Origin of the sequence: Stutzerimonas stutzeri, from assembly GCF_009789555.1 — a bacterium.
In the GTDB taxonomy this organism is placed as follows: Bacteria; Pseudomonadota; Gammaproteobacteria; order Pseudomonadales; family Pseudomonadaceae; genus Stutzerimonas; species Stutzerimonas stutzeri_R.
On the sequence record NZ_CP046902.1, the window covers coordinates 3,799,584 to 3,811,986 of the forward strand.

A 12,403-nucleotide genomic window follows, 5' to 3' on the forward strand; every position below is an offset into this window, starting at 1 on the left:
GGGCGCTGCGTGTGCCCGGCGCGCTCACACTAGACTGTCGTCGATCACCAGCACCGCCTTCCCGGAGACCTGATTGCTGGCCAGCGCAGCGAACGCGGTCTCCACGTCGCGGATCGGGAAGCTTCGCTCCAGGCGGGGCGAGAGGGTCTTGTCGGCGAACAACGGCCAGATCCTTCTGTGCATGTCAGCCAGCAGCTCGGCCTTGTCATCGGCGTTGCGGCTGCGCAGCGTCGAGCCGACCAACTGAATGCGCTTGGCCAACAGGGCAGCCAGGTCCATCTCGGCCTTGCGCCCGCCCATCAGACCGATGATTACCCAGCGTCCACCCGTTGCGAGCAGTTGGGTGTTGAGTGCCGCATATTTGGCACCGACCGGGTCGAGAATCATGTCGAAGGGGCCGAAGTCGCGCAGAGCCTCCAGCGAATCGCCACGCAGCACGCCGCCCTCGGCCCCCAGCGACTCGCAATAGGCCAGACGCTCTGCCGAGCCCACACTGACCCAACAGGGATTGCCAAAGGCCTTGCACAGCTGGATCGCCGCCGAACCGACACCACTGGCACCGGCGTGCAACAGGACCTTTTCACCCGTCCGTAGCGCACCGAGCCGGAACAGGTTCAACCATGCCGTTGCATACACCTCGGGGATCACGGCCGCTTCTGCCAGCGACAGGCCCGAAGGTATCGCCAGGGCATGGCGGGCGTCGACCACCACTTCCTCGGCCATCCCGCCACCGGCCAGCAGCGCGCAGACCCGGTCACCGACACGGTGGGACACGCCAGCACCGGCTTCGCTGACGATGCCCGAGCACTCCAGGCCAAGGACATCGGTCACGCCTGGCGGCGGCGGATAATGCCCTGCGCGCTGCAGCAGGTCAGCCCGGTTCAGCCCAGCGGCCGCCACACGGATCCTGATTTGCCCTTCGCCACACGCCGGAGCAGCGCGCTCCGTCCATTCGAGCTGGCCCTCGATGCCTTGCAATGCCTTCATGCTACCTCCATAGTGGTTCAGACCTGCGCCCGCTCAACCGTTACTCGCTGGCAGTGCAGGCCGCTGATAAAGTTCTGTCTCAGGTCACACAGCGATACACCGTATGCAACCATCGCTCGCCGATTCGGTATGGTGCGGTGCGTGGGTCTCGCCCTGTCATCCTGATGCGATTTCTGTCACGGCGTGCTAGCCGCCAGGTACCATCGGGCTGTTGTTATGTTCCGCCGGGCAGATCCCGCCCCGGCGCCTGATTTGATGGCCTAATATGCGTTATTACCCAGCCTCGCGTCGCCCCCTCGAAATGAAACGATCATTGACCGCGGGCTTTCTAGCCCTGCTGCTAGGCTTCCAGGCCAGCATCGCCTCGGCCAAGCCTGCCGATGGACAAAACTGGGACTATCTTCAGCCTGACCGCGATCAGGTGATCGCCAGCCTCAACGTCGTCGAGCTGCTCAAGCGCCATCACTACAACAAGCCACCGCTCAACGACGCCCGATCGGCGAAGATCTTCGATGGCTACATCAAGATGCTGGACCCGTCGCGCAGCTATTTCACCGCAGGTGATCTGGCCGAATTCGGCGCCTGGCGCAACGAGTTCGACAACTTCCTCAAGAACGGCAACCTCGAGCCCGGCTTCGCGATCTATAAGGTGCACCTGCAACGGCTGCAGAGCCGGCTTCAATACGCGCTTGGCCTGTTGGAAAAAGGCGTCGACAGTTTCGATTTCACGCTCGACGAGCAATTGCTGTTCGACCGCGAAAACGCTGCCTGGCCCAAGGATGAACAGGAACTGGATGATCTCTGGCGCAAGCGCGTCAAGGATGAGGTGTTGCGGCTGAAAATCGCGGGCAAGGAGCCGAAAGCCATCGAGGAACTGCTCACCAAGCGCTACAAGAATCAGTTGTCACGCCTTGAACAGACCCGCGGCGAAGACGTCTTCCAGACCTACATCAACGCTTTCGCACAGTCTTACGATCCGCACACGCAGTACCTGTCGCCGGACAATGCGGAAAACTTCGACATCAACATGAGCCTTTCACTCGAAGGCATCGGCGCTGTCCTGCAGAGCGACAACGAGTACGTCAAGGTCGTGCGCCTGGTCCCCGCGGGCCCCGCGGAGAAAAGCAAGCAGATTGCCCCGGCGGACAAGATCGTCGGCGTAGGCCAGGATGACGAGGACATGGTTGACGTGATCGGCTGGCGCCTCGACGAGGTCGTCAAGCTGATCCGCGGTCCCAAGGGATCGGTCGTTCGTCTGGAAGTCATTCCGGCAAGCAACGCGCCAAACGACCAGAGCAGCAAGATCGTCCCCATCACCCGTGAAGCGGTCAAGCTCGAGGAGCAGGCTGCGAAGAAGTCCGTGCTCAATCTCGAGCAGGACGGTCGCGATTACAAACTCGGCGTCATCGAGATCCCGGCGTTCTACCTGGACTTCAAAGCCCTGCGCGCCGGTGACAAGGACTACAAGAGCACCACCCGTGACGTGAAGAAACTGCTGACAGAGCTGAAGCAGGAAAACGTCGACGGCGTCGTTATCGATCTGCGCAACAACGGTGGCGGTTCGCTACAAGAGGCGACCGAGCTGACGGGCCTGTTCATCGACCAGGGCCCGACCGTCCTGGTGCGCAACAGCGACGGTCGCGTCGACGTGCTCGCCGATGAGCAATCCGGCGCCTTTTACAAGGGACCGTTGGCGGTGCTGGTCAATCGGCTGTCGGCCTCGGCCTCGGAAATTTTCGCCGGCGCGATGCAGGACTACCATCGGGCACTGATCCTGGGCGGGCAAACGTTCGGCAAGGGCACGGTGCAAACCGTCCAGCCGCTCAACCACGGCGAGCTCAAACTGACGCTGGCCAAGTTCTATCGCGTGTCCGGGCAGAGCACGCAACACCAGGGCGTGATTCCGGACATCGCCTACCCGGCGGAGGTCGATACCAAGGAGATCGGCGAAAGCGCGTTGCCTGAAGCGCTGCCGTGGGACAGCATCCGCGCGGCGATCAACCCGGACATGAATCCTTTCAAGCCGTTCCTCGAGGAACTCAAGGCGCGCCATGAAGCGCGGACCCACGAGAATCCCGATTTCGTCTTCACCCGCGATCGCCTCGCTCTGACGCAGGAACTGGCGCACGAGACGACGATCAGCCTCAACGAGGAAAAACGCCGGGCCCAGCAGGAAGGAATCGAAAAACGCCAGCTGGCTTTGGAGAACAGACTGCGCGAGGCGAAGGGTGAAGAGCCACTGGCCAAGCTCGAGCAGGAGGACGAAACGACGCCTGTGATCGAGGAGAAAAAGGTCAAACCCGAGGATGATGCCTATCTGTCGGAGAGCGGCAGAATCCTGCTGGACTATCTCGGCCTCCAGGAAGCGATGGCCAGGAACAGCTCGAACGGACGGTAGCCGGTGACGGTGTCATCAAAATGACATCATTGCATCGTGAAATACGAAAGGTCGCAATTTGTGCGGCCCTTCGCATTTCATGGCCACCACGAGACCATCATGACCGTCACCGAGCAGTTGAGCACCCTGGATAACATCCTCGCTCACGGCGACATCACCACCCTTTTCCAACCCATCGTTTCGCTTTCCGAACGGTGCGTCATCGGTTACGAAGCCCTGACACGCGGGCCTTCCAATACGTCGCTCCACTCGCCCATCAATCTACTCGCGGCTGCGCGCCACGCCGGGCGACTCAACCAGCTCGAGATGACCTGCCGCGAGAGCGCCTGTCGGCGCTACCGCCAATTGCAGCTGCAGGGCAAGCTGTTCCTCAACGTATCTCCGGAAACCCTGCTGGACACGACGCACAAGCCGGGCCGCACACTGGAGTTGCTGCATGAATACCGCATCCCGGCCGATCGGGTGGTGATCGAGCTGACCGAGCAGACCCCCACCGACGACTTCGAGTTGCTTGACGCGGCGCTGCACCACTACCGCGACATGGGCTTTTCAATCGCGCTGGACGATCTCGGTGCCGGCTACTCCGGGCTGCGCATGTGGTCGGAGCTACGGCCCGATTACGTCAAGATCGACCGTTACTTCATAGACGGCATCCACCGGGACGCGGTCAAACGTGAGTTCGTCGAATCGATCATGAAGATCGCGAGGGCCTCGCGTGCGCAAGTCATCGCAGAGGGCATCGAGCTCGGCGAGGAACTCAGAACGCTCTCGGATATGGGCGTGGATCTGGTCCAGGGCTACCTGCTCGGTCGCCCGGAAGAAGAGCCGGATGTCGACGCGGCCGTTCATCTGCCGAGCGTCGGCAATCGCGACGAGCCGACGGAGGACAACCCCGACCTCTCCGCACTGGTGCTGAAACAAGCGGCCGTGGTCGCGTCGCACCCGGTCGGGAGCGTGCTGGAGCTGTTCCGCCTGCAAGCGAACCTGAATTCCGTCGCCGTGCTCGACGCGATGAACATGCCGGTCGGCATCGTGCATAGAAGCCTGTTGTCCGACGCGTTGCTCAAGCCCTTTGCGACCGATCTGCTGGCGCGAAAACCCATCAGCCGGCTGATGAGCGACGACTTCCTCGCGGTAGAGCTTGGCCAGTCACTGCAGCAGGTCAGTCGGCTGTTGACCAGCCGAGCCCGGCAGCGCATCGACGAGGATTTCGTCATCACCGTCGATGGCCGTTATCACGGACTGGGCCGGGTGATCGACGTGCTCAAGTTGATCACCGAGATGAAGATTCAGCAGGCCCGCCACGCCAACCCGCTGACGCTGTTACCAGGGAACGTGCCAATCCAGCAATGCCTCACGCGACTGCTGCGTCAGGGTCGCGAGGCGGTGGTCTGCTACGTGGATATCGACCATTTCAAGCCATTCAACGACCTTTACGGCTATGCCAAGGGTGACGAGATACTGCTGTGCCTTGCTCACTGCCTGGACGAACAGATCGATTCGAGTTGTGACTTCGTCGGCCATATCGGCGGTGATGACTTCATGCTGGTGATCAATTCGGAGCAATGGCAGCTCAGGATCGCCCGGCTGTTCGAAGCCTTCGAACAGCGTTGCCGGCCGTTCTACCGCAACGAACACCTAGCCGAAGGATGTTTCATTGCCGAGGGCCGGCAAGGCGGGCAGCAGCGCTATCCCCTGCTCTCGCTTTCGGTGGGAGCCGTCCAGCTGAAGCCCAGTTGTACCGCGCAGCTGGATGCGGCCTCTCTCGCCGCCCTGGCGTCGGAAGCCAAGCGCCAGGCCAAGCAAGAAGCCGGCTTCAGCCTGTACGCGATTGACGCGGACCAGCAATCGCTGGGCATTCAGAATCCGAGTCTGGCGGCCAGGGCGCTGTAACGCTCAGCCTGCCGCGGGTCGGCAGCCAGCCCGTGCCCGCCAGCCGCGTAAAGCTGGGCCAGACGGGTCGCGGCCAACGGATGCCCGCCTTCGACGGCCAGCGACCACCAGCGGGCCGCCTGGACGCCGTCCGGCCCCTGGGTGGTGTCCTCCCTCAGGCACTCGACGCCCATCTGATAGGCCGCCTTGGCCTCTCCGTTCTCCGCAGCCAGGCGCAGCAAGCGTATGCCCTCCTGCCGGGCGCCATGTCCCAGCCCCCTGAACAGCAGGATGTGGCCGTAAAAGCTTTGCGCCTTCGGATCGCCGAGAGCAGCCATGCGGGCGAACTGACCTTCCATCCAACGCCACGCCTTCGGCTGCTTGACCGCCCAGCTCATCGCCATCAGCCTTCGTGCCGTCCAATAACCGACTCGCGCCCGGGCCTTGTGCAGCAACATCACGGAACCTCCGGATAATCGAACTCGAATACCCGCGCCACCTCACCCGCATGCCATGAGGCGGCAGCGGCCCCGTCCGCCGGACCTGAGAATCGCCTGAGACGCGTCGCGCACTCAAAGAAACCTGTCCTCGGTAATCGGCTGGCCCCCTGGCTGATGACCAGCGCGCTGCGCAACGGTCGATCGGCGCGGGCATCCAGCGCCGCCAAGTGCTCCAGTGCCGCCGTGAGCGTCTGCATGGCCGGCGGCGGCAGTTGGAGCCGCTCGACCAGGGCGCGATAGGTCACCAGGTGACGCTGGCGCCGGGCCTCGGTCAACTCGTCCAGCAACGCCTGCCAGTGCGGGCGGCTGATACGAATCGACGACGGCGACTCCTTCACGCTTCCGGCTCCCATCCTTCGATCTCCATTGCGCGTGCCAGGGCCCGGCGAATGGCGTCGCCGGGGTCGCGCTCCCCGCTTTCGATGAGTGCCATGTAAACCGGACTGATGCCTACCGAACGCGCCAGCGCCTCCTGACTGATCCCCTTGGCTTGCCGCATCGCGGACAACTCGCCGAAGCTCGGCAGCACAACCGCTTTACCCGCCGCTGCCGGTGCTGACTCGCGCTGCCCGCGCGCATTCAGCAATGCCTGATATTCATCCCACGGCAGCACGGCATACTCCGGCGCACCATCACGCATGATGACCTGGACGCTCATCCGCTACCCCCGTTCGTTTTCCATGAATGAAATCGGATATTAACAGTCTGGCAACGGTTTTTTTGCCTGGAGAAGCCGCACTAAAGAATGAAAGCGGCGTTCAGCGCGACACCCTCCAAAGGATTAATCCCTGTCATGTTCTGCTGCGCGCCGGACTGACGTCATCAGCCATCGGTTCGTCCGGTGAAGGTAATTGATCGATATGCGCCTGCACATCCGCCGACTGGCTGTCCTTCCAGGCCCGGAAGGCCTGCAGCTCACCGGACCATTTGCGCATGACCCAGCCCAGCACCGCCAGATCGTCGATGAAACCAAGCCCTGGAATCCAGTCGGGGATGGCGTCCATCGGCGAGAGGAAATACAGCAGGCCCGCCACTGCAGCGACCAGGGCTGGACGGCTGACGGCTCTGTATTCGCCCCGCCACCAGGCCACGCACAATGCTTGCAACAAGCCGAGGTCTTCACGCAGTCCCTTGACGAGTCCCCCTCGGGCCGAACGCTTTCGGGCAACAGCAAGCAGCACCACCGGTAACCGTCCCCGCGCGAGTACCCGTTGTGCCATAGGCAGGTATTTGAAGAATTTCCAAGGTGCTTTCATCGTCTACCTCCCCTCAAAGCCGCGCTATTGAAGAGCTTCAGGATTATCCACAGATCCTGTGGATAACCTTGTGAACAGATTCTGGATGACTGCCTCAAACGCCCGTCTGGCGCGGCTTACAAACAGATCGATGGGTTTTTGCTCAGCAACGATAAACCCTTTAAAATCAACACGTTACGATTGTCCAGTAGTTTTGATTGCGCGACTGGCGTAAAGCGCGGGCGCCGTCCTTGAAAATGTGCATAACCGTAACATGTCAACGTTTTTCTAAGGCGAATTTGGCTTCAAAACCTCTGGACATCGTGCGCTGATCGTTCTAACAGAGACAACAGGCCGACCCGCAGCGTTCCTGCGAGCCTCGATGAGTCCCTCGTGCGCGAGGTCGCACGGAGGGGGTTGAGAGACATGTCGAAACGGCGCCAACACAAGCGCCTGAAATTGAAAAGCCGGTCAATGGACCGGCTTATTTAACGGACGGGCGTTGCGCCGGTCAGTTCAGGCTCAGTCTGGCTCGGTTCTTTTCCAGCGTTGCCGCCCCGATCCCGTTGACTTCCAGCAGTTCGTCCACCGAAGCGAACGGACCGTGGGCTTTTCGATATGCCACGATCGCCTCGGCTTTGATGGCGCCGATTCCGATGAGCTCGCGGGTCAGGGTTTCAGCATCGGCCGAGTTCAGATCGACCACCGCCGCCTGGGCGACGACGGCCGTTTGTACTGAGCCAGCCGGCTCGGTTTCAGCTGCGTGACCATGAATGGAAATGCCGGTGAGCAGTGCGAAGGTCGTCGCACAGACGAAAGACTTAATCATTGTTCACTTCCCTATGAGTGTCGGACGAGCGACGCGGGACTCCATGCGCCGCACGCACACTTTTAAGCGGCGCCAGAGGCAAGTCAAATCGGGACGACCGTTCTGTGACCCATTGCCGACCGGACGGCTCAGCGCATGACGTTGAACAAGCTCAGACCGGCAATCTTCACGTAGCTCTGCTGCGCCGCCTCGAGGACCACCGTTTGCATCGATAACCGGGACAGCGCTTCGGCGTAGTCAAGCTCGCGCAATTCGGCCTGGACGCCCTTGTTGACCAGCGCCACGTCCTCGTTATCCGTTTGGGTGGTTTCGATGACGTTCAGACGCGCCCCGATGTTCCCACGCGCCTCGTCGACACTGACGATGCCGTGGTCCAGGTTGGTCAGCGCGACAGCGACGGCATCGCGCACGCCCGTGCTCCCGGTTCCGGGGTTCTCCAACGACATGCGAAGGTTCGCGATGGTGTCCAGGATGCCCTGTTTTTCCTGTCCGTTACGCTCGAGGGTGAAGGTTTCCGTACCCGTCGGTACGCCATCGATATGGATCGTCATGCCGTTGAAGACGAGCTTGTCGCTCGCATCGTCCTTGTCATCCAGACGGCCGTTGCCCAGCGCAACCGTTCCGCCCACCTCATAGATCTCATACGCCTTCGGGTCGGCGGAGTCCGAAAAGCGGACCTCGATTCCGTCAGCCGGGAAGTCGAAAGCGGCGAACGCCACCTCGTCCTCGATCAGCGGCGCTGACAACCTGACCGCGGGGGCCGTGATTGTCTCCGCAGCCGGGGTGGTCGACAGCCTGCCCGCGTTCGTTACGGCCTGGAAGACGGACTTGCCGTTATCGCTGATGGGAATGTTCAGCGAGCTGGCGATCTGCAGCTTGCGCTGGCCTTCATCTCCCGCGTAGCTGTAGCTTCCGTCCGCCGCGCGTACAAAAGGCTGCGTTTTGCCTTGAAACCCCGAAAACAGGTACTCACCCCGCGCGTTGCGCGTATTCATCAAGGACAGGAGTTCGTCCTCTCGCTCCGCCAGCTCGGCTGCGATGGCCTTGCGATCCTGCGGATCGAGCGAGCCATTGCCGGCACGCACGGCCAGTTCGCGGACGCGCTGAAGCACGGTGTTGACCGAGTTCAGCGTCACTTCCTCCTGGGTCAGGCTGTTTTTCGCGGCCGTCAGGTTGGAGTTGTACTGCCCCAGCACATTCTGCTGCTGTTCAAGTTGCAGCAGGCGTACCGAGGCAACCGGATCGTCCGCGGGGGTCAGGATGCGGTTTCCGGTACTGATCTGCTCCTGGGTACGCGTCGCATTGGCATAGTTTCGCTGGATGCCGGTCACGCCATTATTGAAGGCTTGCAAGGTCGAAATGCGCATGGGCGGGCCTGTTACCTGAAGGTGCTGATCAATGTATCGAACAAAGAGCGGGCAACTTGAATGATCTGTGCCGAGGCGTTGTAGTACTGCTCGAACTTGATCAGGTTGGCTGCTTCCTCATCGAGGTTGACGGCTGACAGCGAATCGCGGTTGTCGGTCGCCTGCTTCAGAATCGCACCGGTCGCATCGCTGTCCATTCGCGCCTGGGCCGTCAAGGTCCCGACACGCTCGACGAGTTCGCCATAGCCGTCGGTGAAGCTCTTGCCCGAACCTGGCACGTTCGGGTCGGCCCCGAGCGTCTGTTTTGTCTGCAGGTCCACCATTTTCAGTGCGTTTCGGTTATCCGAAACGCCATTCTGGTTGAACCCGATCGTGAAGGTGTCGCCTTGCTGAGGCCGGCCACTGACAGTGAACGTGAAGCTGTGGCCGTCGATGGTGATGGCCAGCTCGTTGGTCTGCCCCGGCGTAAACACCGTCGGGTCGATCTGCGTCACCCCGGGACCGCTGATGGTGGGCGGACTTCCGCTGTTGTAGGTCAGGGTGATGTCGCCCGGTAGCGCGGCCTTGAGCGCATTCATGTCCACCGAATCGGACGTGTCCGGCTGACTGATGACGCCCGTACCGATGTTCTGTAGCCCGCTCTGCGCCCGGACCGGCGCGGCGAAGGCAAGCTGGTCAGCCTGGTCGAGCACGGTTTTGATGTCAGTCGCACCGCGCCTAGTCGGTTGCAGGGAGAACTTGTCGCCCGCCTGCGCCGTGCCGCTGATCTCGACAGTAAAGCCCTGATCCTTGCCAGCGTTGTCGGCAAAGCTCAAATACGCGGGAGGACCCGCATGGGACGTGACGGTGATGGGCGCGGAGTCGCTCAAGCGCCTCGCGGTGTAATTGACGCCGTCGAACTCCAGCCGGTAATCACTGGCCGACAGGCTCGCGGTATCGGTGATCCTGAGCGACGCGTCGGCCGAGGAGGCATTGCCACTGAACGGCGTGGCCCGCAAGGCCATCAAGGCGGCCGTGTTGTAGTCACCGAAGAGCGCCGCACCGACCTCACCCTTCAGGTCGAGCCCCTGCGTCTGCTGTGCGTTGATCTGATCGCTTACCGCAAGCGCCAGCCTGCCGAGCGAATTCATGGTCGAATCCAGGACTTCTTCGCGGTAACGGATCAGGCCGCCCAGCTCGCCACCCGAGATCTGCGAGGTGATGCCCTGGCGGGACCCTCCGCTGACGAACTGTATTTCATGTCGATTGGGATCGCTCTGTCCCGGCACGACTTCCAGCCGGCTGACGCTGTTACCCACCACCAGCGGCTGTCCGGTGCCTACCGAGATATTGAAACTGTTGTCGTCCTGCGGGACCACGGTCACGCCGATATAGGTGGAAAGCTGACGCACCGCCTCATCGCGCGCATCGAGCAGGTCATTGGGCTGCTTGCCGTTCGCGGATGCCGTTGCGATCGCCTGGTTGAGGCTGCCGATGGTGCCGGCCAGACGGTTGATCTGATCGGTCACCGCCGCCATCTGCTTGTTGGTGAAACTGTTCTGTTCGGTCAACCGGTCGGAAACCGTATTGAAACGACGCGCCAGCCCTTCCGCTTCGGCCAGCACCAACTGGCGCGCCGGTATATTGGATGGATCTTCCGCAGCCGTTTGCAGTGCCGAAAAGAACTTCTGCAGCGAAGGCGTGATGCCCGTGGTGCTGCCGGCGAGCAGGGAGTCCAACTGGTCGATCTGACTTTTGTAGGCTTCGACATCGCTGCTCAGCGACGTGCTGCTGCGCAATTGGCTGGTCAGGAACTCACTGTAGGTCCGGCGAATCTCTACCAGCGTCGTGCCCGAGCCCACGTAACCTGCGCCGCTGAATTGCGGCACCCGGGTCGCCTGGGAGGCATCCTGCCGGCTGAAACCGGGCGTATTGACGTTGCTGATGTTATGGCCGGTGATCGATAGCTGGCTCTTGCTCGCGCTCAGGCCCGACAGGCCGATATTCAGTAGGTCAGCCATGATTAGCCTCTCGTCCGCATGGCGGGCGCCGAACTGGCGTCGGCGATGGTTTGATAGGTCTGCACTTTGCGAGCGATCTGGTTGATCTTGCGCGCATACTGCGGATCGGTTGCATAGCCGGCCCGCTGCAGTTCGTTGACGAAGCGCTCCGAATCGCCAGACACGCTCGCCACCTGGATGGCCGACTGGTAACGGTCGTTGTTTTCCAGCAGCCGGACGTAATCGTTGAAGCTCTGCTCGAACGAGTCGTAGGCGCGAAAGCCCGCCACCTGTTTGGTCGCTTTGCCATCGACATATTCTGTGGTGGTGACTTTGGCGGACTCACCGCTCCAGCCATTGGCCTTGATGCCGAACAGGTTGTGACTGTTGCTGCCATCCTTCTGCCGAATCATCGACTTGCCCCAGCCGGTTTCCAGGGCGGCCTGCGCCACCAGGAACCGCGGTTCAACACCAAGACGCTTCGCGGCTTTTTCTGCCATCGGCAACATGGTCGCGATAAATTCGGCCGGCGAGCTGAAACGTGTCTTGCTCGGTGCGGTCGGCTTCGTCGCCTCGACGCCATTGACGATGAGCGGTGCATCCGTGGGCGCGGCGAAAGCCGTTGCGGGCTTCCAGTCGATATTGACCAATGGTTGCACGCCATCTGCGCTCGCTTGGCTAGCCGCTTGACCAGCCTGAGGGCTCGCTGGCGTGATATTCGCCTGCGCGCGCTCGGCAACCTTGCCTGGAAATGCCAATCGACGCTGATTGAGCAACTGAGCATCGTTGCGAGCCGGATCGACTTTGGCAACCGCCGCATTGGGATTGCTCGACCATTTGGCCCCGTCGGTCTGTGCAACCTGAGCGAACGGATTCGGCTTCTCGCTGGGCGCCTGTTGCTTGCTCAACTGACGAATCAGGACATCGGCCAGGCCAATCCCGCCACCTTCCTTGGACAACGTGACGGAAAGCTGCTGGTCGTGCATGTCCTGGTATTGCTTGCTGGCCGGGCTGTTGAGCGGATTATCCTGGGACAGGACTTCGGTGGCCGCGCGCATCGATTTGAGCATCTCGTTCATAAACAAGGACTCGAACTCCTGCGCGACCTTGCGCACGTTTTCCGCGCCGTCACGGTCCTTGCCCACCTTGAGCTGATTCAAGCGATTCAGATCCGAGTAGCTGCCGCTGTCGGGCGTGCGCCGACCCTGTCCCAGACGATTTTCCATGTCCCGTTCC

General features: G+C 61.6%; 11 protein-coding genes. 2 read left to right on the forward strand and 9 right to left on the reverse strand.

The window, feature by feature from the left end:
• Nucleotides 1-24: 24 nt before the first annotated feature.
• Entirely contained in the window at nt 25-987 is a 963-nt protein-coding gene (locus tag GQA94_RS17425) for an NAD(P)H-quinone oxidoreductase (RefSeq protein ID WP_158189194.1), read from the reverse strand.
• 301 nt (nt 988-1,288) lie between these two features.
• Here GQA94_RS17425 and GQA94_RS17430 point away from each other — a divergent pair, with 301 nt between their 5' ends.
• The gene (locus GQA94_RS17430; protein ID WP_158189195.1) at nt 1,289-3,385 is read left to right on the forward strand and encodes a carboxy terminal-processing peptidase; all 2,097 of its coding nucleotides are present in this window, start codon (nt 1,289-1,291) and stop codon (nt 3,383-3,385) included.
• Nucleotides 3,386-3,484: 99 nt separating this feature from the next.
• Nucleotides 3,485-5,278 carry a bifunctional diguanylate cyclase/phosphodiesterase gene (locus tag GQA94_RS17435; RefSeq protein WP_158189196.1) on the forward strand — a complete coding sequence of 598 codons (1,794 nt, stop codon included), beginning with the start codon at nt 3,485-3,487 and terminating at the stop codon, nt 5,276-5,278.
• Here the strand turns inward: GQA94_RS17435 and GQA94_RS17440 are convergent.
• From GQA94_RS17440 to flgJ, 8 genes are all read right to left on the reverse strand, one after another.
• Nucleotides 5,245-5,712: a tetratricopeptide repeat protein gene (locus tag GQA94_RS17440; RefSeq protein WP_158190155.1), complete on the reverse strand. Its 468-nt coding sequence runs from the start codon at nt 5,710-5,712 to the stop codon at nt 5,245-5,247. The genes GQA94_RS17435 and GQA94_RS17440 overlap by 34 nt on opposite strands.
• Nucleotides 5,713-5,714: 2 nt before the next feature.
• The gene (locus GQA94_RS17445) at nt 5,715-6,110 is read right to left on the reverse strand and encodes a hypothetical protein (RefSeq protein ID WP_158189197.1); all 396 of its coding nucleotides are present in this window, start codon (nt 6,108-6,110) and stop codon (nt 5,715-5,717) included.
• Nucleotides 6,092-6,415 carry a helix-turn-helix domain-containing protein gene (locus GQA94_RS17450; RefSeq protein ID WP_158189198.1) on the reverse strand — a complete coding sequence of 108 codons (324 nt, stop codon included), beginning with the start codon at nt 6,413-6,415 and terminating at the stop codon, nt 6,092-6,094. Before GQA94_RS17450 ends, GQA94_RS17445 begins: the two co-directional genes overlap by 19 nt.
• A gap of 133 nt (nt 6,416-6,548) precedes the next feature.
• Entirely contained in the window at nt 6,549-7,013 is a 465-nt protein-coding gene (locus GQA94_RS17455) for a YkvA family protein (protein ID WP_158189199.1), read from the reverse strand.
• Between the two features lie 490 nt (nt 7,014-7,503).
• Complete coding sequence (locus tag GQA94_RS17460; RefSeq protein ID WP_158189200.1) at nt 7,504-7,821, reverse strand: ComEA family DNA-binding protein; 318 nt, start codon at nt 7,819-7,821, stop codon at nt 7,504-7,506.
• 128 nt (nt 7,822-7,949) lie between these two features.
• Nucleotides 7,950-9,188 (reverse strand): flagellar hook-associated protein FlgL, encoded by a 1,239-nt coding sequence (gene flgL, locus GQA94_RS17465; protein WP_158189201.1) that lies wholly within the window; start codon nt 9,186-9,188, stop codon nt 7,950-7,952.
• Between the two features lie 11 nt (nt 9,189-9,199).
• Nucleotides 9,200-11,188: a flagellar hook-associated protein FlgK gene (gene flgK / locus GQA94_RS17470; RefSeq protein ID WP_158189202.1), complete on the reverse strand. Its 1,989-nt coding sequence runs from the start codon at nt 11,186-11,188 to the stop codon at nt 9,200-9,202.
• A 2-nt stretch (nt 11,189-11,190) separates the two neighbouring features.
• Complete coding sequence (flgJ, locus tag GQA94_RS17475; protein ID WP_158189203.1) at nt 11,191-12,393, reverse strand: flagellar assembly peptidoglycan hydrolase FlgJ; 1,203 nt, start codon at nt 12,391-12,393, stop codon at nt 11,191-11,193.
• Nucleotides 12,394-12,403 lie beyond the last annotated feature (10 nt).

Bases quoted from the DNA above. Each gene is read 5' to 3' on its own strand.
- GQA94_RS17425 (WP_158189194.1), bottom strand. From the start codon at position 987: ATGAAGGCATTGCAAGGCATCGAGGGCCAGCTCGAATGGACGGAGCGC.
- GQA94_RS17430 (WP_158189195.1), top strand. From the start codon at position 1,289: ATGAAACGATCATTGACCGCGGGCTTTCTAGCCCTGCTGCTAGGCTTC.
- GQA94_RS17435 (WP_158189196.1), top strand. From the start codon at position 3,485: ATGACCGTCACCGAGCAGTTGAGCACCCTGGATAACATCCTCGCTCAC.
- GQA94_RS17445 (WP_158189197.1), bottom strand. From the start codon at position 6,110: ATGGGAGCCGGAAGCGTGAAGGAGTCGCCGTCGTCGATTCGTATCAGC.
- GQA94_RS17450 (WP_158189198.1), bottom strand. From the start codon at position 6,415: ATGAGCGTCCAGGTCATCATGCGTGATGGTGCGCCGGAGTATGCCGTG.
- GQA94_RS17455 (WP_158189199.1), bottom strand. From the start codon at position 7,013: ATGAAAGCACCTTGGAAATTCTTCAAATACCTGCCTATGGCACAACGG.
- GQA94_RS17460 (WP_158189200.1), bottom strand. From the start codon at position 7,821: ATGATTAAGTCTTTCGTCTGTGCGACGACCTTCGCACTGCTCACCGGC.
- flgL (WP_158189201.1), bottom strand. From the start codon at position 9,188: ATGCGCATTTCGACCTTGCAAGCCTTCAATAATGGCGTGACCGGCATC.
- flgK (WP_158189202.1), bottom strand. From the start codon at position 11,188: ATGGCTGACCTACTGAATATCGGCCTGTCGGGCCTGAGCGCGAGCAAG.
- flgJ (WP_158189203.1), bottom strand. From the start codon at position 12,393: ATGGAAAATCGTCTGGGACAGGGTCGGCGCACGCCCGACAGCGGCAGC.